This is a genomic window from Frigoribacterium sp. UYMn621 (assembly GCF_040549525.1).
In the GTDB taxonomy this organism is placed as follows: domain Bacteria; phylum Actinomycetota; class Actinomycetes; order Actinomycetales; family Microbacteriaceae; genus Lacisediminihabitans.
In genome coordinates this window covers 201,691-226,563 of record NZ_JBEPTM010000005.1, presented here as the reverse complement: position 1 = coordinate 226,563, position 24,873 = coordinate 201,691, and the positions used below count along the sequence as shown (strand labels likewise).

Genomic DNA, 24,873 nt, shown 5'->3' with positions numbered 1-24,873 from the left:
CCAGCTCCTCCGCAGAACTCGGGTGTACCGCCACGCGTTCGCCAGCAGCGGCATTAGGGTGGCGATCATGATCATCGTGACGACAAACGACATCGCCGGCTACCGCATCGACGCCATCTACGGCGAGGTGATGGGTCTCACCGTGCGGTCCCGCGACATCGGCGCGAGCTTCACGGCGAGCCTGCGTTCGATCGCGGGTGGCGAGCTTCCCGAGATGACGCGGATGCTCTACGAAAGCCGCCAGGAGGTCATGCGGCGCATGATCGCCGAGGCGGAAGCGAAGGGCGCCAATGCGATCGTCGCGATGCGTTTCGACACCTCCGATCTCGGCACCAACTGGACAGAGGTCTGCGCCTACGGCAGTGCGGTGATCGTCTCTCCGATCGCCGCGGGCGAGCCCGGATCGACACTGCAGTCCGCTCCGCTCGCCGTCTGAGGCCGGCTGGAGCGCCGGTCACCCACGCGAAACTTGGGACTTTCGTACTACTTCACGTCATGACGGTCGAGTACGGTGCCACACAGGCTGCAGCTCGCGCAGCCCGACTGAAGTGGAGCCCAGATGACCGACACGATCAGCACCGTCGCTACGGCGAATACCCCCGCGGCGAACACGCCCGGTGAAACCTCGCACGGCACCGGGGGCACCTCCTTCTGGCCGTCCAAGAACATCACCCCCCTCGATCCGCACACGCTCGCCCAGATCGACGGCTGGTGGCGCGCCGCGAACTACCTGTCGATCGGCCAGATCTATCTGCTCGACAATCCGCTGCTTCGCACCCCCCTGGTGCTGGAGAACATCAAACCCCGCCTTCTGGGCCACTGGGGCACGACCCCGGGGCTCAACTTCATCTACGCGCACCTCAACCGGATCATCCGGGAACGCGAACAGAAGACCCTCTACATCACCGGCCCCGGTCACGGCGGTCCGGGCATGGTGGCCAATAGCTACCTGGAAGGCACCTATTCGGAGTTGTACTCCTCGATCCGAGAGGACGCGGAGGGCATCCGTCGGTTGTTCCGGCAGTTCTCGTTCCCCGGTGGTATCCCGAGCCACGCGGCACCGAATGTGCCCGGATCGATCAATGAGGGCGGAGAACTCGGCTATTCGCTCTCGCACGCCTATGGTGCGGCCTTCGACAACCCCGACCTTCTCGTCGCGTGTGTGATCGGTGACGGTGAGGCCGAGACGGGTCCGCTCGCAACAGCCTGGCACTCCAATAAGTTCATCGATCCGCTTCAGGATGGCGTGGTGCTGCCGATCCTTCACCTCAACGGCTACAAGATCGCGAACCCCACCATCCTCGCCCGCATCCCGGAGGAGCAGCTTCTCGACCTCATGCGCGGCTACGGCCACAAGCCCTACATCGTCTCCGGGGGCTTCGACGGCGAAGACCCCCTGCGCGTGCACGAGCGAATGGCGGAGACCCTCGACGAGGTGCTCAACGAGATCGCGCGCATCAAGAAGGCGGCAGCGGAGGGCGAGCTCGAGGGCACCGCCGTCTGGCCGATGATCATCCTTCGCACGCCGAAGGGCTGGACCTGCCCGGCTGAGATCGACGGCAAGCCCGTGGAGAACACCTGGCGAGCCCACCAGGTGCCCCTCGCAAACGCCCGCGACACCGAGGCGCACACCCGCATCCTCGAGAACTGGATGCTGAAGTACAAGCCGGCAGAGCTGTTCGACGAATCCGGCCGCCTGGTCGAGTGGATCGCGGAGCTCGCGCCGAAGGGCGACCTTCGGATGTCTGCGACCCCCTTTGCGAACGGCGGTCGACTGCGTCGCGACCTCGAGCTTCCGGACTTCAGGGAGTCGGCGATCGAGATCGGAGAGCCGGGAAGCGTCGCGTTGGAAGCGACGAAGGTGCTCGGTGGGTGGCTCGCCGGAGTGATCCGGGCGAACCCCGACAACTTCCGCATCTTCGGACCGGACGAGACAGCATCCAATCGCCTGCAAGACGTCTACGAAGCAACCGACAAACAGTGGGACAGCGCGATCTGGCCGGTCGATGAGCACCTCGCTCGCGCCGGGCGTGTGATGGAGATGCTGAGTGAGCACCAGTGCGAAGGATGGCTCGAGGGCTATCTGCTCACCGGCCGTCACGGCATGTTCAACTGCTACGAGGCGTTCATCCACATCATCGATTCGATGTTCAGCCAGCACGCCAAGTGGCTGCAGGAGTCGAAGAAGCTCGAGTGGCGTCTGCCCATCTCCTCGCTCAACTACCTGCTGTCGAGCCACGTATGGCGCCAGGACCACAATGGGTTCAGCCACCAGGACCCGGGGTTCATCGACCATGTGGTCAACAAGAAGGCGAGCATCGTGCGGGTGTATTTCCCGGTCGATGCGAACACCTTGCTGTCTACCTACGACCACTGCCTGCGCTCTGTCGACTACGTGAATGTGGTCGTCGCCGGAAAGCAGCCGAGCCCCCAGTGGCTGAGCATGCCCGACGCGATCGCGCACTGCACCCGCGGAGTCGGCATCTGGGAGTGGGCCGGTACAGAGGTCGAGGGAGAGGAGCCCGATGTCGTGCTCGCGTGCGCCGGCGATGTGCCGACCCTTGAGACGTTGGCGGCGGCATCCATCCTGCGCGAGCGACTGCCGGAGCTCAAGGTGCGGGTCGTCAACGTGATCGACCTCATGCGCCTCCAGGACGAATCGGAGCACCCGCACGGCCTTGCGAGCAGAGAGTTCGACGCGATCTTCACGACCGATAAGCCCGTGCTGTTCGCCTACCACGGCTATCCGACCCTGATCCATCGGCTCACTTATCGTCGCAGCGGGCACGCCAATATCCACGTGCGCGGTTTCAACGAAGAGGGCGGAACGACGACGCCATTCGACATGGCGATGCTGAACAGCCTCGACCGCTATCACCTCGTGATGGACGTGATCGATCGCGTTCCCGGTCTCGCCGCCCGTTCTGCGGGCCTCCGCCAGGACATGCAGGACTCCCGCCAGCGCGCTCGGCTGTACACCCGCGAGCAGGGCGAGGACATCCCGGAAGTCGCCGACTGGACCTGGAACGGATCGGGGGTCGGCGCGATCTCCGCCGCCGAAACGGGCGGGGACAACAGCTGAGGGTGAGCAAGAAGGTCACAATTCGGGCACGCGCCGTATCGGGGTAGACCGATACGTCCAGCGCGACCGACAATGGAGACGTGTGGCGAAGGGGGCCCGGTTGTGAGTCGGAAATTGCGGGAGCCTGCACCCTTGCAGACCGCCATGAGCCAGTCCTCGGTGTCGGACTATGGCAAACGGGGCACGGTATTCGGTTCCCTGATCGGTCTGGTGTTGTTCAGCCTGCTCGCCGGCGTGCTCGTGGCATCCCTCGCCCTTCCGTCGATTCTGGTCGCCAGTCGCAGTGCGAGCGCCTCGATCGGATTCTTCGACAATCTGCCGGGGTATCTCACCATCGATACGCAGACCGAGCGCAACCAGATCTACGCCCAACGTGACGGCGCGCCCGTAGCCATCGCGACGATCTACGATCAGGATCGCCAGAGTGTGTCCTGGGATGCCGTGTCGAAATTCATCACCGAAGCGACTGTCGCCGGAGAAGACCGCCGGTTCTGGGAGCACGGCGGAGTAGACGTCAAGGCGATCGTGCGGGCGGCGGCGGGCAACCTGGTGCACAAGTCGATCACCAGCGGCAGTTCGACCATCGCGATGCAACTCGTGAAGAACATCCTGATCCAGCGCGCCCTGCGGGTGGACGATCCGGCGAAGAAGAAGGCGGCCTATGCGGCCGCGATCGACGACACACTCAACCGCAAACTGCGCGAGATGAAGTTCGCCATCGGGCTCGAGAAGCGGTACTCCAAGAAGGAGATCCTCCTCGGCTATCTGAATATCGCCGGCTTCGGGGGCAACACCTACGGCATCGAATCGGCGGCGCAGAAGTACTTCAGTGTCAGTGCCAAGGACGTCACGCTCCCCCAGGCCGCGAGTCTCATCGCCATGGTGCAGCAGCCCAATGCGCGAAATCTCAGCGATCCGGCGCTCTATGCCGCCAACAAGGAGCGCCGCGACCTGATCCTGTTCGACATGCATGACCTCGGCTACATCGATGACGCCGCCTACCAGGCGGCATTGGCGACACCGATCGAACCGAAGCTGCGCACCCCCAACAACGGATGTCTCTACGCGGCCGACGCGAAGTTCGCCTGCGACTTCGCCCTGCGGCTGGTCCCCACGCTCACCGCCCTCGGCGCCACTGCGGAGGCTCGGGCCGCGGCTTGGGCAGCCGGCGGCTACAGCATCTATACGAGCATCGATCTCAACCAGCAGGATGTGGCGCAGAACAATCTCGTCGCGAGCGCTCCCCCGCAGGAAACGCGTTTCGCACTGGGTGCGGCGGCAGTGGCGATGCAACCCGGCACCGGTCGCATTCTGGTGATGGCGCAGAACAAGGGCTTCGACAACTCGAAGGACGGAGGTGGGCCGACAACGACCGCCGTCGACTACATGACCGATAAGCAGTACGGGGGTTCGATCGGCTTCCAGACCGGTTCCACCTACAAGATCTTCACCCTCACCCAGTGGCTGAAGAAGGGACACACGCTCAGCGAGGTCGTCAATGGCACGTCACGGGCCTTCAACCTGAGCAGCTTCAATTCCCGGTGCGTCAATTCGGACGGTCAGGCACCCTTCGTGTTCCACAATGACTCTCCCGGGGAGGGCGGCATGATGACCGTCGCCACCGCCACCAAGAACTCGGTCAACGTCGCGTTCATCTCGATGGCGCAGAAGCTCGATGTCTGCGACATCCGGGACACCGCGAAGGCATACGGCGTTCACCGCGCCGACGGGGCGGAGCTCGGTGCACAGCCCGCGGCGATCATCGGTACCAACGAGATCGCCCCGGTGACCATGGCAGCCGCGATCGCGACAGTCGGCGCGAACGGCCTGTATTGCGCACCGACCATCATCGACAGGGTGGTCGGGCCGGACGGCAAGGACGCCCCGGGGCAGGCCCGCTCCTGCACCCAGGCGATCGCACCCAACGTCGCCGCGACGGTCGCCTACGCACTGAGCGCCGTCATGTCCTCCGGCACCGGCACGCCCGGGCGTCCACGCGATGGCGTTCCGATCGTCGGCAAGACCGGGACCACCGACGATGCCGCGCAGAACTGGCTGATCGCCACCACCACGAAGATGTCCCTCGCGGTGTGGGTGGGCAACACGGATGGCGGCCACCGCTCCCTGCGCAAGATCACGCTTTCCGGCACCAACGGCTACAACACCAAGTTCAACATCTTCCGCAACACCATGACATCACTGAACGCGAATCCGGAGTATCGCGGTGGCGCGTTCCCCGCTCCCGATCCTGCGCTCATCAGCGGGCGCGGAACCGCAGCCGCTCAGCGCCCCGGCAGATAGCCCGCGATCTGCGTGGTAGACAGATCGGGTGTTGACCGGGCTCGGTCGGGCGGCTAGCGTTCGAAATCAGAACGTTCTCAAAGGAGAGACCCCCATGATCCGACGCAGCCTCGTCGCGCCAGCCCTCATTGCAAGCCTCGCCCTCGTGACGCTGTCGGTGGGTTCGGCTTCCGCCTCCACCGCAGCCACCCCCGCGGCCGAGGCGGCCGGTGCGCCCGGTGCCACGAGCCACCAGGGCCAGTCCCGCAAGGACTGTGTCGGCACCTCGCGCACGACCGACTCCAAGATCTGGTTCACCGTGGCGAACGGCATCCTCTCCGATGTCTACGCACCCACCCTCGACGCGACGAATGTCGAGACGATGCAGTACCTCGTCACCGACGGCTCTTCCTTCACCGACCTGCAGAGCCGTGACACCACCTACACCGTGTCATCCGATCCCACGGGCACGGTCTGCACGATCACGTCGACCGCGAAGAGCGGTGCCTACCGCTTGGTGAACACCTACCTCACCGACCCTGCCCGTGACAGCGTTGTGGTGCGCACCACCTTCCAGCCGCTCACGAAAGCGGCTCGCAGCTACTCCCTCTACGTGCGTCTCGACGCGAATGCGGGCGGGAACGGCGGCGGAGGCGCTGCCAACGGAGGGGCCGACAGCGCCGTCATCGACACCAGCAGCGGGCAGTCCGTGCCTGTCTCCTTCGACACGAAGACGACGAGCCAGGCCAACCGCACGGCCTATGCCGTGCCCTCGTATCTCGCCCTCTCGGGCGATCGGTCCTTCAGCAGCGCCAGCAGTGGATTCGTCGGAACAGCGAGCGACGGACTCGTCCAGCTCGATTCATCCCACACTCTCGGCCCGGTCACGACGACGGCGACGAACGGCAATGTCGAGCAGACCGTCGGCGTGCAGCGTGACCGCGACGGCCGAGCCGTGCTCGCGCTCGGATTCGGCACCTCCCAGGCTGCGGCCGTCGCGACGGCGCGAGCGACAGTGAGCTCCTCGCAGGCGCGCCTGACGGCGAGTTACCTCGCCGGTTGGGCTCGCTACGACGCCGGCCTCAGGTTCCCGGTGCTCACGACCCCCGGGCTCACCGGCTCGCAGAGACTGGCCGCGATCAAGAACTACTACCAGTCGGCCAATGTGGTGAAGGCCTCAGAAGACAAGACATATCCGGGCGCGATCGTTGCCGGACTGGATGCCCCGTGGGGCCAGTCCATCGTGGCGAACGACCCGAACAACCTCTTCGTCGGCGGCTACAAGGAGGTGTTCGCGCGCGACCTCTACGAGGCCTGGACCGCGCTCTATACCGACGGCGATGTCTCCACCGCCCAGGCGACGGTGCGCTACCTGCTGCTGAAGAGCCAGCAGGCCAACGGCTCGCAACCCCGCAACTCGTTGCTGGATGGCACAAAGGCCGCCGACGCCTTCAACGACCAACTGGATGAGACGGCCTACCCGATCCTCATGGCGCTGCAGTCCGGACTCGCCGGCGACGACGCTCTCTGGCCGCGCGTGCGCTCTGCGGCGAATTTCCTCGTGAGCCACGGCCCGAGCTTCGGCGTCGAACGCTGGGAGGAGCAGACCGGCTACTCCCCCTCCACCATCGCCGCCGAGATCGCGGGCCTCATCGCCGCGGCGACCATCGCCGACCAGCACCACGATCCCGCCAGCGCGCGAGTCTGGCGCGCGACCGCCGACCAGTACCAGCGCACGATCAAGACCTGGGGCGTGACGACGAACGGACCGCTCTCCAGCTCTCCGTACTTCATCCGGCTCTCGAAGACCGGTGACCCGAATGCGGCGATCAGCTACAACGTGGGCAACGGCGGCCCGACGCTCGACCAGCGCGCGGTAGCGGATGCCGGCTTCCTCGAGTACGTGCGCCTCGGCATCCTGCCCGCGACCGATCCGGTGATCCTCAATTCGCTCGCCGTGACGGATGCCACGATCCAGCGTCCCACCGACAGCGGCGCCGGATGGTTGCGCTACAACGGCGACGGCTATGGCGACTGCTTCGTCGGCGCCGGCACGAACTGCTCAGTCACCGGGGCTCCCTGGACCAACAACTTCTCCGGCACCGGACACCCGTGGCCCGTGCTGGGCGCCGAGCGGGCGCAACAGTATCTGGCCCAGGGACAGAAGTCCGACGCATCCTCCGTGCTGGTGTCGATCAACCGGATGAACTCCGGCCCGGGACTCGTGCCAGAGCAGGTGTGGGACCGGGCTGATGTGGCCGCCTCGCCGTTCGGCACCGACCCGGCCACGGCCTCCATCGGCTTTGTCAACGGCAAGGCGGACGGATCCGCCTCGCCGCTCACCTGGGGTTCGGCGTCGCAGGTGCGCCTCACCGCGGATCTCGCGGCGGGCCGCAGCCTCGAACAGCCCGCCCAGGTGCGCGACCGTTATGTGTCCCACAGCCAGGGCTCGACCCCGCTCACCGTCACGGCCCCCGCGGACGGATCGGCCACCGGGGCGACGACGACGGTCAGCGGAACGGCCGCCCACGGAGCATCCATCGACATCGCGGATGTCGCCACCGACGCGAACAGTGTCACCACACTGACACACACGACTGCGGCCGCGGACGGGTCATTCAGCGTCGACGTGACCTCGGCCGCCGGCACGAACGTCTTCGTGATCACGAGCACCGCGTCGAACGGGGGCACCGCGCAGGTGGTGCGCTCCGTGGTGAACGATGTCGTGAACGGCACGCTGCTCTACAGCGTCGACGACCCGACCGGTGACGACAACGGCCCGGGCAACTACGCCTACCCGAAGGCCGGCGACTTCCACGCGGGAGCCTTCGACCTCGACCGCTTCCAGGTGTACGACACCGGATCGACGATCACCTTCCGGGTGCAGACCGCAGACCTCACCCCCACCTTCGGATCGACCAACGGTGCCCAGCTGGTGGATGTCTACGTCTCTCCGCCCGGCGCCACAGCCACCTCCGCGGCATCCTCCTACCCGGGGATGAACTACTCGACCCTCACCCCGTGGAGCCGACTGATCGAGGCGCAGGGGTTCGGAAACAACAGGTTCGTGGATGCCTCGGGCGCCTCGCTCGGAGCCGTGACGGTCGGCGCCAACGCGGTCAGCCGCTACATCACCTTCAGCGTGGACAAGACCGCGCTCGGAGGAACGCCCGCGTCAGGATGGGGCTTCACCGTGACCCTCACGGGCCAGGACGGCACGCATGGCGTGGACCAGACCCGCGCGTTCAGCTCGACGGCCGGTGATTACAGCTTCGGGGTGTGCGCGGCGGCCGCAGCGACGCCGCTGTGTTCGGCCGACCCGAACACCGTGCCGAAGGTGATGGACACGATCGTGCCGTCGGGAGTGTCCCAGGCGAGCGAGCTCGACTACACGGCGGGGCCGGTGAAGCTCGCGGCGGTGGTCATCCCGTAGCAGTCGAGAATTCGACGCGCGTTCATCCGTTCCCACGACAGAATCATCACGACAGAATCACGACCGCTCGAATCAACACAGAAGGAAATCTCCATGAAACTTCGATCCCGGTTCACCCTCGGCGCCCTGGCCGCCGTCGCGGCCCTCGCGCTGACCGCCACCGCGGCAAGCGCCTCGACCGGCGGCCACCAGTCCGACGATCCGTCATCCCACCGGCAGAGCGGCAGCTTCGATCATATTTTTGTGATCATGCTGGAGAACCACTCCAAGTCCAGCGTGATCGGTGATGCCAACGCGCCATACCTCACCGGACTGGCTCGCCAGTATTCCATGGCCGACAACTACTACGGGGTCACCCACCCATCGATGCCGAACTACATCGCGTCCATCGCGGGAGACAACTTCGGCATCCAGGACGACAACGACCAGAACGTGATCAACCTCGACCGCGTGAACCTCGTTGACCAGCTCGAGGCGCACCACATCAGCTGGGGCGCCTACATGGAGGCCCTGCCCGCCAACAAGCTCGACCGGTTCGGACCGGTTTTCCCGAACGGAACCACGGCGTCGCTGTACGCGAAGAAGCACAATCCGTTCGTGCTGTTCGACGACATCAAGAACGATCCGGCCCGGATGGCCAACATCAAGGACTACTCGCAGCTCTCCGCCGACCTCAACGGACCGAAGGCACCCCAGTACGTCTGGATCAGCCCGGACCAGTGCAACGACATGCACGGTGGGGTCTACGGCACCATCGTCGACCGCGCGGAGACGCCCTGCCCTTACGGAAGCGTGAAGGACGATGCGAACGACGCGTCGCTTAAGCAGAAGGCTGACGCGTTCGTGCACACCGCCGTCGACACCATTAAGCATTCGAAGGCCTGGACCAATCGCTCGGCGATCGTGATCGTCACGGACGAGAACGACTTCACCGGCAACACCACGACCGGCGGCTGGGAGAGCGCGACGGGGTGCTGCGACTCTCCGTACGTGGGTGCAGCGGATGCGCGGATCAGCGCGACCTGGCCGGGTGGGACGTACGGCGGCGGTCTCATCCCGGCCATCGTCGTGACGGCGTCCGGCCCGCGGCACTTCGTGGATCACACCGCCTACAACCACTATTCGTTGCTGACCACAATCGAGGACAACTGGAACCTCGGCCACCTTGGCCACGCGGGCGACACCGCTGGCGGGGTCGTCGCGATGTGGCCGATGTTCACCGGCAGGAAGTAGTTCCGCGGCCGGCTGCTCCGCCTCACGGCTGGCAGACTGGTTGCATCGACACATCCTGGCAGGCCCTGTTCACGCGCACCGCTCCGGTCGCGATTCCGCTCCCCGTGCTTCTCGGCATCCTGGCGGTCGCGGCGGCTCTCAGCCTGCCTCGATCGACTTGGCGATGGTTCGGGCTGTTCACCACGCTGGTGCACGAGCTCGGCCACGCCGTCGCCGCGATCCTCACCGGGCGGGTGGTTCACGGCATCCGAATTCGCCCTAACCACTCCGGGGACGCGATGAGCAGCGGCCAGGGCACCCTCGGCGCGGTGGTGAGCGGCGTCTTCGGGTATCCCGCGCCCGCGATCGTCGGGGCCGCGCAGCTCTGGAGCGTCTTCAACGGCTACACCGCGATCGCGCTGTTCGCCGGTGGGGTGCTGCTTCTGCTCACGCTCGTGGTCATCCGCAACGTCTTCGGGGCGCTCATCGTTCTCGCCTCCGCAGCCGTCAGCGCGGCGCTCTGGTTCTACGCCGCTCCGGTCGTGCAGGGCTACGCGCTTCTCGTCATCGGAATCGCGTTGATCGTCGGCTCGATTCGCGGTCTCGGCACTGTGATCGGGGTGCACGTCTGGCGCAGGGACCAGCTGGCCACCTCCGACGCCTACCTGCTCTTCCGCCGCACCGGTGTGCCGTCACCGTTCTGGCTCGCGCTCTTCACGGTCCTGATCGGTGGATGCTGCGTGCTAGCGGTGTGGTCCTACCTGTCGAGCTGAGCACCCGGAGAGCTCGGGTCGCACGTTCGGCGATCCCCCGTCGACCGAACTCCGGATGCACGAACATCACTCGAGTGTCGGTCGCAGACCTCCGGCGTGCCCAGGCGGCGAGGTCGATCTCGTCCGGTGCCCACGCCGCGACCTGGGCGGCCGTGTAGTCTGCGCTTGCGGTCACGCGGATGGCACGGCGGAACGCGTCGAGCGTGCCCGCGGCATCCTCCGGTCGATAGGGACGGATCCGCATCGTCCCAGTCTGGGCGTTGGGCGCGAGTGGGGCAATCCGGCACGTCGAAGTTCTGCCTGGCAGGACCGGCCCGGCTGTTAGGGTTGCCGCGTGAGCGTACGAGTCGAGAAGGTGGACCTGCCGGGCATCGGCACGCGCCACGACGTGATCACCAAGAAGGGTCGCCGCATCGGCGTGGTTTCCCATCGGTCGGGAGAGCGCGAACTCGCCCTGTTCGGTGTGGACGACCCGGACGAGGCCGTGGATTCCATCGCCCTCAGCGACGAGGAGGCTGCAGCCCTCGCCGATGTGCTCGGGGCCTCCCTGATGCTCGGGCAACTCGCGGGCATCCGCGAGCAGGCCGCGGGACTGTTCACCGAGCAGCTGCTCCTCTCCGCCGGCTCTCCCTACGCCGGCGAGGTCCTCGGCGCTACCAAGGCCCGCACGCGCACCCACACGTCGATCGTCGCGATCGTGAGGGGCGCGGATGTCATCCCCTCACCCACCCCGGACACTCCCCTCGTGGCCGGCGACACCATCGTCGCGGTGGGCACCCGCCCCGGGCTCGACGCCCTCGCCCGCGTTCTCACCGACGGCTGATATCCCCTCCGCCGATGCATGACGCCGCCCTGCTCCTCATCGAAGTCGGGGCTGTACTGCTCGGTCTCAGCCTGCTGTCACGGTTGGCCGACCGCATCGGTATCTCGGCGATCCCGTTCTTCCTCCTCGCCGGGCTCGCGTTCGGTGTCGGCGGATTCGCGCCCCTCGATGCCGGCAACGAGTTCTTCACCTTCGGCAGCGAACTCGGTGTGATCCTGCTGCTGGTCATGCTCGGACTGGAATATTCTCCGACCGAGCTCGTCACCAGCCTGAAGAGCTCCCGGAGGGCGGGAATCCTGGATGCCGTCCTCAACGCGCTGCCCGGCGCACTCTGCGCCCTCGTGCTCGGGTGGGGCCCGGTCGCCGCAGTCGCTCTGGCCGGAATCACCTGGGTGTCGTCGTCCGGGGTGATCGCCAAGGTGCTGCGGGACCTGCGTCGACTGGGCAACCGGGAGACGCCGACGATCCTGTCTATCCTGGTGATCGAGGACCTGGCGATGGCCTTCTACCTTCCCGTGCTGTCGGCGCTGGTGATCGGGGCCGGGATGCTCGCGGGAGCGACCGCGCTGGTCATCGCCGTGCTCGTCGTCGCGGTGATCCTGTACCTCGCGCTGCGGCACGGACGCATCATCTCCCGGCTCTTCGCCGCCAACCACTCGGAATCGCTTCTTCTCGGCGTGCTCGGGCTCACGATGCTCGTGGCCGGCATCGCCCAGGAGGTGAACGTCTCGGCCGCGGTCGGCGCGTTCCTGGTCGGGATCGCGCTCTCCGGCCGGGTGGCGCACAACGCGCAGCAGTTGCTCTCTCCGCTGCGCGACCTGTTCGCCGCGGTGTTCTTCGTGTTCTTCGGCCTCTCAACCGAGCCGGCCAGCATCCCTCCGGTGCTGCTTCCGGCGGCGATCCTCGCCGTGGTGACGATCGCAACCAAGACCTTCACCGGTTACCGCGCGGCGGCGGCCGCGGGAATCGGCGTTCCCGGCCGGTGGCGCACCGGATTCGCGATGACTCCGCGCGGCGAGTTCTCGATCGTGATCGCCGGCCTCGCGGCAGGCTCCGGCATCGAGCCGCGACTCGCCCCGCTCGCGACCGCCTACGTGCTGCTGACCGTGATCGCCGGACCGGTTCTGGCCCGGATGACGGACGCCGCCTGGTTCCGCCGCCGCATCAGCGCCCGGCAGGAGAGGGTGCGCGCAGCCGGGGTCGCGTCGGAACCGGGCTGATCCCGACGGATCAGGCATCCACTGGCGCAAACCGACGTAGCCTCCGGCCATCCACGTCGACGTCGCCGAGGAACATCTCGCGAGGCCGCACCCAGAGCCCGAACTCCCCATAGAGCGCACGGTAGACGACGAGCGACTCCTCGGTCTCGGAGTGTGTTGCCTCCCCGATGACCTCGTAGAGATTGCCCTTGTAGTGGCGGTATGTTCCGGCGTGGACGGAGGAAGTCTCCGCGGCCGAACCATCGTGCGTGTCAACCATCCGTGAAGGCTAGCGCCTGCGCACGCGCGGCAGCTGTCGACCGTAGGCTTGGCGCGTGACGGATACTCCCCTCCTCGGCCCCGTCACCGCGCCAGAGCTCCAGGTGATGAGTTTCAACATCCGCCGAAGGATGCCGCGCCTCCTGCCCGGCAATCCGGACCGCTGGGTCAAGCGCCGGCCGCTGGTGGCTCGACTACTCGAGGCGGAGCTGCCCACGATCATCGGCGTTCAGGAAGCCCTTCCAGACCAGGCCGCGTTCCTGCGCCATGCCCTCGGCACCCGCTACCGCTCCGTGGGCTACGGACGCAACGCCGACCGAGGCGGCGAAGGATGCCCGCTGTTCTATGACGGTCGACGTCTCGCGATGCTGCACTGGACGCAGACCGCCCTCTCGGACACTCCGGAGGCCAGCGGTTCGACCACCTGGGGCAACAAGGTTCCGCGCGTGCTCGTCGAGGCCGTCTTTCGTGACCGGGAGACGGGCGTCGAGTTCCGGGCACTGAACACCCACTTTGACCACCGGTCCCGCAATGCCCGCATCCATTCCGCCACTCAAGTGCGCGCGATCGTCGCGGCCAGCTCCCTACCGGCCCTCGTCACCGGAGACTTCAACACGAGCGTCGGCTCACTCCCCTACCAGGCCATCACCACCGGGGGCACCCTCGTGGACACGTGGGATGTCGCGTCAGAACATGTCTCGGAGGCGTGGGGCACCTTCCCCGACTACAAGCCACCAAGACTCGATCACAAGCGAATCGACTGGATCCTCGCGACATCCGGCATCTCGGTGTGCCGCGCGGGCGTCAACGTCGCCCGGTTCGACGGTGCCTGGCCCTCGGACCACGCACCCGTGCAGGCGATCGTCACCCTGCCCGAGTGAGAACCGCACCGCCTCGGACAGGGTGCGGGCATCGGTTCGAGAGAGCACGGGAGACGCTACCGTTGTGCCATGGACCAGCGACGTGGAGGAAGCTCTGCTCCGTTGCTCCTCACGATCGTGGTGATCGCCGCGGCATTCATCGTCTTCGTGCTGCCAAGGCTCCAGACTGCGGGCGTTGGTCAAGACCTCCCCAGAATTCCGTCTCCCGCGCTGTCGTCGGATGCGGCTGCTTCTCCACCACCGCTGATCCCCACCGAGCAGGGCCGGGTCACCCACCTCGTGGATGGGGATACCCTCGATGTCTCCCTCGGCGGGGTGCGCACGCGCATCCGGCTGCTCAACGTCGACACGCCCGAGACGGTCAAAGAGAACACGCCCGTGCAGTGCATGGGGCCCGAGGCATCCGCTCGACTGAAGCAGTTGGCGCCCGTGGGATCGACGGTCGGGCTGGTCTTCGACGCGGAAAGGGTGGACCAGTACGGGCGCACGCTGGCAACGGTCGTCACGGCGAGCGGGCAGAACGTGAGCGAGGTGCTGGCCCAAGAGGGTCTCGGGCGAGCAGTGCGCTACGGCCAGAACGTGGCCGGATTCGCGACCGTGCAGGCGGCAGTGGCGCGTGCCAGGGATGCGAGGCTCGGGTTGTGGTCGGGGGCGTGTGCGTAGTGCGGTCCCCGACGCTCTAGAGGGCTTGGCGGACGAGCCCTCTGCCTTAGGCGACCATCTCCGCGCTGCGCTCCCACAGGGCGCTCGCGAGCTGCGCATCATCCGCCTGCCGGTTGGTGCGTCCGGGCTTGCGCTTGATGTAGTACTCGCCGGGCGTCCAGTCAGTGCCGGGGGTGGTCGTCGCCAGCCAGACCAGGGTATCGGCACCCTTCTCGTTCGAGATCAGGGTGTGGCGCAGGATGCTGCGGTAGATCACACGGAGCGGACTGGTCGATTCGCTGGCGAAGTTCGAGGCGACGACTCCGGGATGGAAGGCCGCCGTGCTGATGCCGTCCGCGCCGAAGCGGCGGTCGAGCTCCTTGGTGAAGAGGATGTTGTCGAGCTTGGCGTTGCTGTAAGCCTTGCCTGCACTGAACTGGGCGGCCAGGTCGAGGTCGTCGATGTCGATGGTGCCGCTGAGGTTCGCGACGCTCGAGGTGTTGATGACGCGCGCCCGGCTCTCGACCAGGCGATCCATCAGCAGGGTGGTCAGCAGGAAGGGTGCGAGGTGGTTCACCTGGAGCGTGAGTTCGTGGCCGTCCTCGGTGATGGTGCGGTCGCCGAAGATGCCTCCGGCGTTGTTGGCGAGCACGTCGATGCGCGGGTAACGCTCGCGCAGCTCGGCGGCGAGGCGGCGCACCTCGCTGAGCTTCGAGAAATCCGCGACGAAGTGCTCGGCGCCAAGGGCATCCGCGACTCTCGCCGTCTTCTGGGGCGAGCGACCGACGATGACGACGGTGTGTCCCTGGGAGGAGAGTTCGCGGGCGGCGGCGGCACCGATGCCATCGCTGGCTCCGGTGATGATGATGGTTTCGGGCATTGTCGATTATCACTTGCGGCGGCTGGGTATTCGCACCAGTGGGACCCGTGTCTTGCGCCAGCTCGACGCGGAGGCTTTCCCAAGCTCAACCCGGGCGAAGCTCAGCGTGCGAAGGTCAGCCCACGGCTGGCGCACCCAGCGCCTGAAGCGCCCGCGCCCAGTAGTTGACCTGGGCAGCAGTAGTGGCGAGCACGACGATCTCCCGCTCGGTGAACGAAGCGCGCAACACCTCGCCGTAACCGTGCGGGAAGGCGAGGGGAGTCGCGGAGACCAGCCGGGCGTATTCGACAGCGAGTCGCTCTTCCGGGGTGAGGGAGGGCACGTCGTTGAGAGGGCGCCGTCCCTGAACTGCGGCGAGTTCATCCTCCGAGATCAGTTTCTCCCAGCCGTTGGCGTTCAGGCCCATGCAGAACGGACACTCGACGGTGAACGAGACGGCCAGGCGCACCATCTTGAGCATTCGCTCGGTGACCCGCCCGTCATGATGGGCGACGAGGGACTCGAGGATGCCGGAGCCGATCGCCGCCCGCGGATACCAGCTGAGGAGCCGCGGGCCAAGGAGGTGCTCTCCTGTGGTGCGTTCGGCCACCCACAGGCCGACACGGAGGAAGAACGGAATTCGCCGGGGCGGCGTGATGAAGGCGCTCACAATGAGACCTGACCGGCGCGCACTATTCCTGCGGATCGGTGATGTCGCCCATCGCCACTGCCGGGCGCACGGTGTGCGTCGTACCGAGCTGGTCGGCGAGCGCTTGTCCCTCTTCGATCGCCTCCTCTTTGCTGCTGTAGCTCTCGCTGCGTTCCGGCTCGCCGATCACCCGGTTCACCCACTGGCCGTCTTTGTCCATCGTTTCCACGTCGCCGTTAGTCATGTCTCTAGAGTGCGCCCGGGACCGCATTCGCGCCACCCCGGCTCTTCGAGGTAACGGGTCTCGACGCGTCGCTGGTGCTCCTGTTCGACCGGCACGACGGGTTTCGACACGTCGCTGGCGCTCCTACTCGACCGGCACGACGGGTCTCGACACGTCGCTGGCGCTCCTACTCGACCGGCACAGCGGGTCTCGACACGTCGCTGGCGCTCCTACTCGACCGGCACGACGGGTCTCGACACGTCGCTGGCGCTCCTACTCGACCGGCACGACGGGTCTCGACACGTCGCTGGCGCTCCTACTCGACCGGCTGGAGGGCTCGCATCGCCTCCGCGGTCAGCGCCACCGAGCGGAGCCTGTCGTCGATGTCTCGCGACTGGTGGGCCGTGATAAGTTCGTCCGCCTGCACAGAGGCCGCGAACTCCCCGAGGAAGTTGCGTACCTCCGAGGGGGTGCCGACTGCCGAATAGCGCATCATATTGGCGATGTTCCGCCCCTCCGGTGTGGTGAGGAAGGCATCGATCTGGTCGTCGGTGTAGTCGATCGCGGAGGGTCCACGGGCGATCAGGCTGCGCACCCGCGCGCGTCGGGTGGTCTCGAACTGCTGCCGCGCATCCGATTCGTCTTCCGATGCGATCACATTGACCGCCGCGATCGCATACGGCTCCTGAAGCTGGCGCGAGGGCCGGAATTCGCTGCGGTACAGCGCCATGGCATCGTGCAGGGCATCGGGGGCGAAGTGCGAGGCGAACGCGTACGGGAGGCCGAGGGCGGCGGCAAGCTGGGCACCGAAGAGCGAGGATCCGAGGATGTAGAGCGGAACATCCGTGCCCCCGCCGGGAACGGCCTGCACTCCGGGCACTATCGACTCGCCGCGCAGAAAGGCCCGCAGTTCGAGCACGTCCTCGGGAAACTGGTCCGACGAGCGGGGGTCGCGTCGCATCGCTCGCGCCGTGTTCTGATCGCTGCCGGGGGCGCGTCCGAGTCCGAGGTCGATGCGTCCGGGATGGAGTTCTGCAAGGGTCCCGAACTGCTCCGCGATCGTGAGCGGAGAGTGGTTCGGCAGCATCACTCCCCCAGAGCCGAGTCGGATGGTCGAGGTGTGATCGGCGACATGGCCGATGAGCACGCTGGTGGCGGATGACGCGATCGTGGGCATGTTGTGGTGCTCGGCATACCAGACCCGGGTGTAGCCGTTGGCTTCGGCGGCCTGCGCGAGGCGAACACTGCTGGCGAAACTATCCCGGACACTCTGCCCGGGGGCGATCGGAGCGAGGTCGAGGATGGAGAGGGGGATCGTCATACTCTCGGCAACGCATCTCGCACGCGATTCGTTCCCGCCCGCTGACTATTCGTCTGCGCTGGCGGATGTTCCGGCCGCGGGTGGCGGGCGCGATCCGACGTCCGGGAGGGCATCGCGCGCCAGCATGGTCGCGCCGGCGACCGCCGCGGGCATGATCACGATCGCAGCGAAGGGCACCAGGAAGAGCAGGTAGGTCAGCACCCCGAAACCCAGGGTTCGTGACCGGCGGGCTGCGAGCATCCGTCGTCTGCCCCTCAGGTCGATTCCGCGGGAATCGAAGGCGAATCCGCTGAGCTCGACCGCGAGAAACCAGCCCCCGATGAATGCACCGAGCACGGGCACCACGGTTTGTCCGACGACCGGGATGAGCCCGCCGGCGAAGAGCAGCAGGCCGAGCAACGCGGTCGTGAGGAAGAGCCGAAGACCGCCGAGCGCCGAACGCCACCACGGCATGCCGTCATCGCCGGGATCGGATGCGAAAGACTTCTCGGTGGCGCGCCAGATCCGTTCGTAGAAGGGATCGCCGACGGCCAGGGTCACCGCTGCGAAGGTGAAGACCGCGAGCAGTACCACTGCCCCGATCACCGCAACAGATCCGAGCACGCGAATGTCGGTGCGCCAGGGCTCCGCCCACTGTCGCACGAAGGGTGTCGCCCAGCCGGCGATCGCATCGAGATTGAGCGCGACGAGCACGATTCCCGTGGCGTAAAGGGCGCCGACGACGACCGCGGGGATCGCACCGAGGAGCATCAGCCGGGGTGAAGTGATCCAGAGTCGAAGGCCGCGACCGAGATATCCCATCCCCGAGAAGAACGACCTCACTGGCGAGCCCGCGGGATTCGCGGCCGCACGAGCGCATGACTGGAGGAGATCAGCTGTTCGACCAGGTCGTCCTCGACCGAACCATCGAGGCGGATGGTGATCCAGTGTTTCTTATTGAGGTGGTAGCCGGGGATGATCGCGGCGAACTCCGCCCGCAGAGCGATGCTCTCCTCTGGATCGCACTTGAGGGTCACGTCGAACGAGTCGGAGCTGAGCGCGGACAGGGCGAAGATCTTGCCGTTGCCGCTGGTCTTGAACACCGAGGTCTCGTCGCCAAAGGGGAAGGTCTCGGTGGCCAGGGGCAACGAGAGGCAGAATTCGCGCAGGGAATCCGGGGTCATGGCTTCGACCCTACCCATCGATGTGCACTCCCAGGGACCCGCGCCTAGGCTGAATCGATGCCGTCGAACCATGCCCCTTTTCGTGGTCGGGTGAGCCTGGAGGTGCTGCGGGCCGAGGCCCGACAGGAACTCGAGACCGTGATTCACGAGCGTCTGCTTGCGGGTGAGGATCCCTGGGCGTTCATGGAAGAGCTCCCGACCGAAGACGAACTCGTCGTCTACCTCCTTCGCGCTGATGCGATCGCCTCGAATGATGGCCAACGGCCCTCCCCGACGCGCGAATACCGGGTGCTGCGGCAGATCGCTCTCGAATATCCGCCCCTGACGACACTCGTGTGGCGCCTGCTCGGGCAGCACGGGGCGATGGCGCCGACCGACGGCATCCGCGAACCATAGGCTGGAGAACATCATGCGACTGCTGCTCATCCGTCACGGACAGACCCCCGCCAATGTGCTCGGCCAACTCGATACGGCGCACCCCGGTCCGGGTCTCACCGCGCTCGGCGAACGTCAGGCCATCGCCGTCGCCGAGTCACTCAGCACCCAGCTGATCGATGGCGTCTTCGCCACGACACTGGTGCGCACCCAGCTCACCGCGCGTCCCTTCGCCGAGGCGACCGTGATCGACGGACTGCACGAGATCGAGGCTGGTGATCTCGAGGGACGGTCGGACAAGGCATCCGCTCAGACGTATCTCGAGACCGCGTTCGCCTGGGGATCGGGCGAGCTGGATGTCACGATGCCGGGCGCGACTGATGGTCACGCCTTCTTCGATCGCTTCGACCGGGGCATCGCCGCCGTGTCGCACCTGGACACCGCCGCGGTGTTCAGTCACGGTGCGGCCATCCGGGTGTGGACCGCGGGCCGCGCGACGAACGTGCCCCCGATCTTCGCCGGCAGCCATGAGCTCGACAACACCGGAGTGGTCGAGCTCGCCGGATCTCCCGAGTCGGGCTGGACCCTGGTGTCGTGGGCCGGCACGCCGATCGGTGGGCCGGATCTCGTGGACGAAGCGGCGGGCGATCCGACCGGGGAGCCGGTCGGCCGCTCCTAGGCGCCTCGCGCCCGCTCCTCGTGTGCCGCTGCAGGGACGGCTGGGTCACTGCAGCGGTTCACGCCTCGAGAAGCGTGAAACTCTCCACGGTGCGGGCGGCGAGCAGGGGCACGATCTGGCCGAGCACCAGTCGCTCGAAGTGTGGCGACGCGCGGTGGGTCTCGAAGTCCGCAGCGCTCTCGTAGCGTTCGAGCAACACGAGCTGCTGCGAATCACCAGTCTTCAGGTAGGCATCGAACGAAATGCAGCCCTCCTCTTCGCGACTGGCGGCTTCGAGTTCGGAGACCAGCTCGAGCACTGACCGCTCGTTTCCGGCAGTGATCGTGTAGTGGGCGATGGTGAGGAACATGCCTAAGATCCTATTTCGAGGCGCGATGGCGCCGTCTGCTGGGTCGCACCCTCGTGAGACCATGGAAGAATGCCCGACGCCGCACCGATGGTCGACATCACCGACATCCAGCGACTCGTCGGCCCCGCCGCGTTCCAGCGTGGACTGGCGTACTCCCGCGGAGGGTTCGTCTCCAGTGTGAGCTGGAACCCGGAGACCCGGGTGGTGGGCGCAACCGTGAGCGGCTCGGCGCCGCAGCCCTATCGCTGCAGCGCGATCGTGTCGGCGGCCACCGGAAAGCCGACGGGTGGTCTCTGCTCCTGCCCGGTCGGATTCGACTGCAAGCATGTGGCCGCAATGCTGTTGCAGAGCAACACCACCACGCTCAAGCAGCTCCCCGGACTGGCCGTGAAGACTGTCGCCGCGCCGGCCGAGGCCCCGGCCGAGACACCGGCCGACTGGAAGAGCGCCGTCATCGCTCTCACCGATCGCAGCGGGTCGTCCGGGGGTCGGACCGCCCGCATCGGACTGCTTCTGGAGTTGAGGGAGTTGATTCCGCGCTCACGTAGCCAATGGAACGGCCCCAGCGCGAAGACCGCCACCGCATCGAGCACCGGCACCCGTCGGCTGGGGGTGCGGCCAGTGCTCCTCAGCGAGACGGGCAACTGGACCCGGGGGGGCGTCACCTGGAACTCCCTGGGCTACCAGGCCAACCGACTCGCACTCGCGACCGAACAGCAGCGCTGGTTCGCCCAGTTCGCCGCACTGCACCGGTCGACCCGAGAGGTCTACTCCGGGCAGGAGCCCGATTGGCTCTACCTCGATGACTTCCACAGCCCGTTGCTCTGGCAATTGCTCGCGGATGCCGAAGCTCGCGACATCGCGCTGGTCACGGGCAAGAAGGAGACGAGCGTCACGGTCGGGCGCGACGCCACGGTGAGCATCGATGCCCGGCTCGACGGGGATCTGCGCCTCTCGCCGATCCTGAGGGTGGACGGGGAGCCGCATCCGGCCGCGGCCGCCGGTCCGATCGGCGACCACGGCGTCTACGTGTGGGAGTTCGTCCCGCGGCCGAGATTCGTCCTGGCCGCGACATCCACCCCGCTCGTGGAGGAGCAGCGCGCGCTTCTCGGGCCGGTCGATCCCGTCGTCGTGCCGGGCTCCGACGTCGACGAGTTCCTGCGGGACTACTACCCGAGACTGAGTCGCACGATCAGCGTGGCCAGTGCGGATGCCTCGGTCGCGCTGCCGAAGCTGAGTCCACCGGTACTCGTGCTCACGATCGCCTACCAGCCGAAACAGACGGTGAAGATCGGATGGGACTGGGACTATTCCGGAGTTCGCAAGTCGCTTCGCGGCGCCGATGATCGGGACTTCACCACCGAGCATCGGGTGCTCGAGCGCGTCCAGCGCGTTCTCGGCACCCTCTCGGATGACACCCTGCGGGGGCTCGAGGCGGCAGAGTTCGTCGATCGGGTGCTGCCGACGCTCGGCGCGTTGGACGGTGTGAGAGTCGACTCCGTGGGGACGCGCCCCGACTATCGGGAGCTCACCGGCATCCCGAAGCTGACCTTCACGACCGTCGCCACCGACACCAGCGACTGGTTCGACCTCGGCGTGTACATCCACATCGACGGTCGGGATGTGCCGTTCACCAAGGTCTTCACCGCGTTGTCTCAGGGCAGTTCGAAGGTGCTCCTTGTCGACAATTCGTACCTCTCGCTCGATCAGCCGGTGTTCGAAGAGCTGAAGAGGCTCATCGATGAGGCTTCGGCGATGGCCGAGTGGGAGACCGGCGTGCGGATCAGCCGGTATCAGGCCAGCCTCTGGTCGGAGTTCGAGGATCTCGCCGATGAGACGGTCGAAGCGCAGGCGTGGCGGGAATCCGCGAAGGGTCTCCTTGCGATCGATTCGGTCGAGTCCACTCCCGTGCCGGCGAGCGTCGATGCCAGTCTCCGTCCCTACCAGAAGGAGGGTTTCGACTGGCTCGCCTTTCTCTGGGGGCAGCGACTCGGTGGCATCCTCGCCGACGACATGGGTCTCGGAAAGACCCTTCAGGCGCTCTCGCTCATCGCCCACGCCCGGGCGGAGGCGCCGGGCGAGCCGTTCCTGGTGGTCGCCCCCACCTCCGTCGTCTCGAACTGGCTGGCGGAGGCCGCCCGTTTCGTTCCCTCGCTGACCGTTCGCGGTGTCTCCACCACCCGGCAGTCACTGGCAAAGCTCGCGCACGGCGCCGACATCGTCGTGACCTCCTACGCGCTGTTCCGCCTGGGTATCGACAACTACCGGGCACTCGGATGGTCTGGCCTGGTGCTCGACGAAGCCCAGTTCGTGAAGAACCCGGCATCGAAGGCGCACGAAGCCGCCCTCTCCCTTCAGGTGCCGTTCAAACTCGCCATCACGGGCACTCCGATGGAAAACAGCCTCACCGACCTCTGGTCGCTGTTTCACATCGTTGCGCCTGGACTGTTCCCCTCCGGTCGCAGGTTCGCCGAGGAGTATGTGCGGCCCATCGCCTCCGGTGAGTCCACGGAACACGCCGCCCAACGGATCGCCCAGCTTCGCCGTCGCATCCGTCCGCTGATGATGCGCCGCACCAAGGACCTTGTCGCCGCCGAATTGCCCGCGAAACAGGAGCAGGTGCTCCAGGTCGAGTTGGCGCCTCGGCACCGCAAGCTCTATGACACCGTGCTGCAGAAGGAACGCCAGAAGCTGCTCGGCCTGATCGAGGATCTCGATCGCAACCGCTTCATCGTGTTCCGCTCACTCACGCTGCTGCGGATGCTGAGCCTCGACGCGTCCCTCGTGGACGAGGCGCACGCCGACATCCCCTCCTCGAAGCTCGACGCGCTGTTCGACCAGCTGGACGACGTGGTGGCCGAGGGGCACCGCGCCCTCATCTTCAGCCAGTTCACCTCGTTCCTGCGGAAGGCGGCGAGCCGGTTGGATGCCGCCGGCATCGCCCACGAATACCTGGACGGATCCACGCTGCACCGCGGGGACGTCATCTCGCGTTTCAAGTCCGGGGACGCGCCGGTGTTCCTCATCAGCCTCAAGGCCGGCGGGTTCGGACTCAATCTCACCGAGGCCGACTACGTGTTCCTGCTCGACCCGTGGTGGAATCCCGCCACCGAGACCCAGGCCGTCGACCGCACCCATCGCATCGGCCAGACCCGACCGGTGAACGTCTACCGGCTGGTCGCCACCGGCACGATCGAGGAGAAGGTGATGGCCCTGCGGGACCGCAAGGCGCGACTCTTCGACGCGGTGATGGATGACGACGCGGTCTTCAGCACGGCACTCACCGCCGACGACATCCGCGGCCTGCTCGAATAGACCGGCCTCAGGCCGGGGCCAGGAACGCCGTCATCGCCGACGCGAGTGCCGCGGGATCCTCGACCCCGCACAGTTCGCGGGCGGAGTGCATGGACAGGAGCGCGATGCCGACGTCGAAGGTGCGGATGCCGAGTCGCGTCGCGGTGATCGGACCGATCGTCGATCCGCAGGGCACGGAGTTGTTCGACACGAACTCCTGGTAGTCCACCCCGGCCTGGCGGCAACTTCGCGCCCACTCCGCGGCACCCAGCGCGTCGGTGGCGTAGCGCTTGTTCGCGTTGATCTTGAGCAGTGGTCCGCTGTTCACGAGGGGCCGGTTGACCGGGTCATGGCGTTCCGGATAGTTCGGGTGCACCGCATGGCCGGCGTCCGCTGACAGGCACCAGGATTGCGCGTGCGCGCGTGCGCGATCCGAGGGGATGGCGTTGCCGATTCTGGCCAGCACGCTCTCGAGGAACGGTCCCGCGGCGCCCGATCGGGTTTCGCTCCCCACCTCCTCGTGGTCGAATGCCGCGAAGACCGCGATCGAAGGGGCCGTTGCTGCTGGAGCCGGCTCCCCCGCGACAGCCAGTAGTGCCACCAGTCCGGCGTGAACCGAGGAGAGGTTGTCCAGTCGGCCGGATGCGAACAGGGTGTCGTCCAGCCCGAAGACGCGGGGTTCCGCGGTGTCGGCGGTCACGATGTCGTAGCCGACAACGTTACGGCCGTCGCGGCCGGCGAGGCCGGCGAGGTGGGCGACGACATCAGTGTCCGCCAGCGCGCCCACACCGATCACGGGGTTGAGGTGCTGCTGCGGATTGAGGGTGAGTCCTTCGCTGTTGACCCCGCGATCGAGGTGAACCGCCAATTGCGGGAACCGAAGGAACGGCCCGGTGCGCACCAGTGCGGTGCTGCCGTCGTCGAACACGAGCCGTCCGGCGAATTCGAGCTCCCGATCGAGCCAGGAGTTGTAGAGCGGGCCGCCATAGACCTCGACTCCCGCCTGCAACCACCCGTGCGCCGCCGTGGTTGGCTTGGGCTTGAGCACGAAACCGGGAGAGTCGGTATGGGCGCCGACGATGCGGAACGGAGTTGTCGGCCCGGCGCCGTCCGGCGCGATCCAGGCCACGATGGCTCCGTCCCGCACCACGAAGTATCGACCAGCGGCAACCGGCCAGTCCTCGGATTCCTCCAGCGCCGTGAAACCGGCGGAGGACAACCGGCGGGCGGCTTCTGCGGCGGCGTGGAACGACGAGGGGGACGCCTGCACGAAGGCGGCGAGATCGGCGAGGTGGGTGCGGGCGGAATCGGCGGTGGAACGACCCGCCGGCGTGGGGGCAACGGGCGAGGCGGTCAT

23 protein-coding genes are annotated in these 24,873 nt (G+C 66.7%); 13 read left to right on the top strand and 10 right to left on the bottom strand.

Annotated elements, in window-relative coordinates; genetic code table 11:
* Positions 1–67 precede the first annotated feature (67 nt).
* The 6 genes from ABIB54_RS10970 (at position 68) to ABIB54_RS10945 (ending at position 10,780) form a co-directional block, all read left to right on the top strand.
* Positions 68–436 carry a YbjQ family protein gene (locus ABIB54_RS10970; RefSeq protein ID WP_354575543.1) on the top strand — a complete coding sequence of 123 codons (369 nt, stop codon included), beginning with the start codon at positions 68–70 and terminating at the stop codon, positions 434–436.
* Positions 437–559: 123 nt separating this feature from the next.
* Positions 560–3,082 carry a phosphoketolase family protein gene (locus ABIB54_RS10965; RefSeq protein ID WP_354575542.1) on the top strand — a complete coding sequence of 841 codons (2,523 nt, stop codon included), beginning with the start codon at positions 560–562 and terminating at the stop codon, positions 3,080–3,082.
* A gap of 132 nt (positions 3,083–3,214) precedes the next feature.
* Complete coding sequence (locus ABIB54_RS10960) at positions 3,215–5,383, top strand: transglycosylase domain-containing protein (protein ID WP_354575541.1); 2,169 nt, start codon at positions 3,215–3,217, stop codon at positions 5,381–5,383.
* Between the two features lie 94 nt (positions 5,384–5,477).
* On the top strand, positions 5,478–8,795 hold the full coding sequence (locus tag ABIB54_RS10955) for a glucodextranase DOMON-like domain-containing protein (protein WP_354575540.1): 3,318 nt from the start codon (positions 5,478–5,480) through the stop codon (positions 8,793–8,795).
* A 93-nt stretch (positions 8,796–8,888) separates the two neighbouring features.
* On the top strand, positions 8,889–10,028 hold the full coding sequence (locus ABIB54_RS10950; RefSeq protein ID WP_354575539.1) for an alkaline phosphatase family protein: 1,140 nt from the start codon (positions 8,889–8,891) through the stop codon (positions 10,026–10,028).
* Entirely contained in the window at positions 10,001–10,780 is a 780-nt protein-coding gene (locus ABIB54_RS10945) for a M50 family metallopeptidase (RefSeq protein WP_354575538.1), read from the top strand. The genes ABIB54_RS10950 and ABIB54_RS10945 overlap by 28 nt, the downstream gene beginning before the upstream one ends.
* Here ABIB54_RS10945 and ABIB54_RS10940 read toward each other — a convergent pair.
* The gene (locus ABIB54_RS10940; protein WP_354575537.1) at positions 10,722–11,024 is read right to left on the bottom strand and encodes a GNAT family protein; all 303 of its coding nucleotides are present in this window, start codon (positions 11,022–11,024) and stop codon (positions 10,722–10,724) included. The two genes, ABIB54_RS10945 and ABIB54_RS10940, sit on opposite strands and share 59 nt — an antisense overlap.
* Positions 11,025–11,114: 90 nt before the next feature.
* Here ABIB54_RS10940 and ABIB54_RS10935 point away from each other — a divergent pair, with 90 nt between their 5' ends.
* Positions 11,115–11,603 carry a cation:proton antiporter regulatory subunit gene (locus tag ABIB54_RS10935; RefSeq protein WP_354575536.1) on the top strand — a complete coding sequence of 163 codons (489 nt, stop codon included), beginning with the start codon at positions 11,115–11,117 and terminating at the stop codon, positions 11,601–11,603.
* A 14-nt stretch (positions 11,604–11,617) separates the two neighbouring features.
* Positions 11,618–12,823, top strand: a complete 1,206-nt coding sequence (locus ABIB54_RS10930; protein ID WP_354575535.1) for a cation:proton antiporter — start codon at positions 11,618–11,620, stop codon at positions 12,821–12,823.
* Positions 12,824–12,833: 10 nt separating this feature from the next.
* Here the strand turns inward: ABIB54_RS10930 and ABIB54_RS10925 are convergent, their stop codons facing one another.
* The gene (locus tag ABIB54_RS10925; RefSeq protein ID WP_354575534.1) at positions 12,834–13,082 is read right to left on the bottom strand and encodes a DUF1653 domain-containing protein; all 249 of its coding nucleotides are present in this window, start codon (positions 13,080–13,082) and stop codon (positions 12,834–12,836) included.
* Positions 13,083–13,137: 55 nt separating this feature from the next.
* Between ABIB54_RS10925 and ABIB54_RS10920 the strand changes: the two genes are divergently transcribed.
* On the top strand, positions 13,138–13,962 hold the full coding sequence (locus ABIB54_RS10920) for an endonuclease/exonuclease/phosphatase family protein (protein WP_354575533.1): 825 nt from the start codon (positions 13,138–13,140) through the stop codon (positions 13,960–13,962).
* Positions 13,963–14,031: 69 nt separating this feature from the next.
* Complete coding sequence (locus ABIB54_RS10915) at positions 14,032–14,625, top strand: thermonuclease family protein (protein ID WP_354575532.1); 594 nt, start codon at positions 14,032–14,034, stop codon at positions 14,623–14,625.
* Positions 14,626–14,671: 46 nt separating this feature from the next.
* Here the strand turns inward: ABIB54_RS10915 and ABIB54_RS10910 are convergent, their stop codons facing one another.
* The 6 genes from ABIB54_RS10910 to ABIB54_RS10885 all read right to left on the bottom strand — a co-directional run bounded on the left by ABIB54_RS10910 (position 14,672) and on the right by ABIB54_RS10885 (position 18,819).
* Positions 14,672–15,484 carry an SDR family NAD(P)-dependent oxidoreductase gene (locus ABIB54_RS10910; protein ID WP_354575531.1) on the bottom strand — a complete coding sequence of 271 codons (813 nt, stop codon included), beginning with the start codon at positions 15,482–15,484 and terminating at the stop codon, positions 14,672–14,674.
* A 115-nt stretch (positions 15,485–15,599) separates the two neighbouring features.
* Positions 15,600–16,133, bottom strand: coding sequence for a carboxymuconolactone decarboxylase family protein (locus ABIB54_RS10905; RefSeq protein WP_354575530.1), 534 nt, complete (start codon positions 16,131–16,133; stop codon positions 15,600–15,602).
* A 22-nt stretch (positions 16,134–16,155) separates the two neighbouring features.
* Positions 16,156–16,356 carry a DUF2188 domain-containing protein gene (locus ABIB54_RS10900; protein ID WP_354575529.1) on the bottom strand — a complete coding sequence of 67 codons (201 nt, stop codon included), beginning with the start codon at positions 16,354–16,356 and terminating at the stop codon, positions 16,156–16,158.
* 295 nt (positions 16,357–16,651) lie between these two features.
* Positions 16,652–17,656: an LLM class flavin-dependent oxidoreductase gene (locus tag ABIB54_RS10895; RefSeq protein WP_354575528.1), complete on the bottom strand. Its 1,005-nt coding sequence runs from the start codon at positions 17,654–17,656 to the stop codon at positions 16,652–16,654.
* Positions 17,657–17,701: 45 nt separating this feature from the next.
* Positions 17,702–18,478, bottom strand: a complete 777-nt coding sequence (locus ABIB54_RS10890; RefSeq protein ID WP_354575527.1) for an EI24 domain-containing protein — start codon at positions 18,476–18,478, stop codon at positions 17,702–17,704.
* Positions 18,475–18,819 carry an MmcQ/YjbR family DNA-binding protein gene (locus ABIB54_RS10885; protein ID WP_354575526.1) on the bottom strand — a complete coding sequence of 115 codons (345 nt, stop codon included), beginning with the start codon at positions 18,817–18,819 and terminating at the stop codon, positions 18,475–18,477. The genes ABIB54_RS10890 and ABIB54_RS10885 overlap by 4 nt, the downstream gene beginning before the upstream one ends.
* Positions 18,820–18,876: 57 nt before the next feature.
* On the opposite strand from ABIB54_RS10885, the gene ABIB54_RS10880 reads away from it, so the two are divergent.
* On the top strand, positions 18,877–19,215 hold the full coding sequence (locus ABIB54_RS10880) for a tryptophan synthase subunit alpha (RefSeq protein ID WP_354575525.1): 339 nt from the start codon (positions 18,877–18,879) through the stop codon (positions 19,213–19,215).
* 13 nt (positions 19,216–19,228) lie between these two features.
* On the top strand, positions 19,229–19,873 hold the full coding sequence (locus ABIB54_RS10875) for a histidine phosphatase family protein (protein WP_354575524.1): 645 nt from the start codon (positions 19,229–19,231) through the stop codon (positions 19,871–19,873).
* 58 nt (positions 19,874–19,931) lie between these two features.
* Here the strand turns inward: ABIB54_RS10875 and ABIB54_RS10870 are convergent, their stop codons facing one another.
* Positions 19,932–20,222, bottom strand: coding sequence for a putative quinol monooxygenase (locus ABIB54_RS10870; RefSeq protein ID WP_354575523.1), 291 nt, complete (start codon positions 20,220–20,222; stop codon positions 19,932–19,934).
* A 69-nt stretch (positions 20,223–20,291) separates the two neighbouring features.
* Here ABIB54_RS10870 and ABIB54_RS10865 point away from each other — a divergent pair, with 69 nt between their 5' ends.
* Positions 20,292–23,537: a DEAD/DEAH box helicase gene (locus ABIB54_RS10865; RefSeq protein ID WP_354575522.1), complete on the top strand. Its 3,246-nt coding sequence runs from the start codon at positions 20,292–20,294 to the stop codon at positions 23,535–23,537.
* 7 nt (positions 23,538–23,544) lie between these two features.
* Here the strand turns inward: ABIB54_RS10865 and ABIB54_RS10860 are convergent, their stop codons facing one another.
* Complete coding sequence (locus tag ABIB54_RS10860) at positions 23,545–24,873, bottom strand: M18 family aminopeptidase (RefSeq protein ID WP_354575521.1); 1,329 nt, start codon at positions 24,871–24,873, stop codon at positions 23,545–23,547.

Bases quoted from the DNA above. Each gene is read 5' to 3' on its own strand.
- ABIB54_RS10955 (WP_354575540.1), top strand. From the start codon at position 5,478: ATGATCCGACGCAGCCTCGTCGCGCCAGCCCTCATTGCAAGCCTCGCC.
- ABIB54_RS10915 (WP_354575532.1), top strand. From the start codon at position 14,032: ATGGACCAGCGACGTGGAGGAAGCTCTGCTCCGTTGCTCCTCACGATC.
- ABIB54_RS10875 (WP_354575524.1), top strand. From the start codon at position 19,229: ATGCGACTGCTGCTCATCCGTCACGGACAGACCCCCGCCAATGTGCTC.
- ABIB54_RS10885 (WP_354575526.1), bottom strand. From the start codon at position 18,819: ATGACCCCGGATTCCCTGCGCGAATTCTGCCTCTCGTTGCCCCTGGCC.
- ABIB54_RS10925 (WP_354575534.1), bottom strand. From the start codon at position 13,082: ATGGTTGACACGCACGATGGTTCGGCCGCGGAGACTTCCTCCGTCCAC.
- ABIB54_RS10970 (WP_354575543.1), top strand. From the start codon at position 68: ATGATCATCGTGACGACAAACGACATCGCCGGCTACCGCATCGACGCC.
- ABIB54_RS10870 (WP_354575523.1), bottom strand. From the start codon at position 20,222: ATGTTCCTCACCATCGCCCACTACACGATCACTGCCGGAAACGAGCGG.
- ABIB54_RS10950 (WP_354575539.1), top strand. From the start codon at position 8,889: ATGAAACTTCGATCCCGGTTCACCCTCGGCGCCCTGGCCGCCGTCGCG.
- ABIB54_RS10910 (WP_354575531.1), bottom strand. From the start codon at position 15,484: ATGCCCGAAACCATCATCATCACCGGAGCCAGCGATGGCATCGGTGCC.
- ABIB54_RS10900 (WP_354575529.1), bottom strand. From the start codon at position 16,356: ATGACTAACGGCGACGTGGAAACGATGGACAAAGACGGCCAGTGGGTG.
- ABIB54_RS10865 (WP_354575522.1), top strand. From the start codon at position 20,292: ATGCCCGACGCCGCACCGATGGTCGACATCACCGACATCCAGCGACTC.
- ABIB54_RS10880 (WP_354575525.1), top strand. From the start codon at position 18,877: ATGCCGTCGAACCATGCCCCTTTTCGTGGTCGGGTGAGCCTGGAGGTG.
- ABIB54_RS10860 (WP_354575521.1), bottom strand. From the start codon at position 24,873: ATGACCGCCTCGCCCGTTGCCCCCACGCCGGCGGGTCGTTCCACCGCC.
- ABIB54_RS10930 (WP_354575535.1), top strand. From the start codon at position 11,618: ATGCATGACGCCGCCCTGCTCCTCATCGAAGTCGGGGCTGTACTGCTC.
- ABIB54_RS10895 (WP_354575528.1), bottom strand. From the start codon at position 17,656: ATGACGATCCCCCTCTCCATCCTCGACCTCGCTCCGATCGCCCCCGGG.
- ABIB54_RS10940 (WP_354575537.1), bottom strand. From the start codon at position 11,024: ATGCGGATCCGTCCCTATCGACCGGAGGATGCCGCGGGCACGCTCGAC.
- ABIB54_RS10965 (WP_354575542.1), top strand. From the start codon at position 560: ATGACCGACACGATCAGCACCGTCGCTACGGCGAATACCCCCGCGGCG.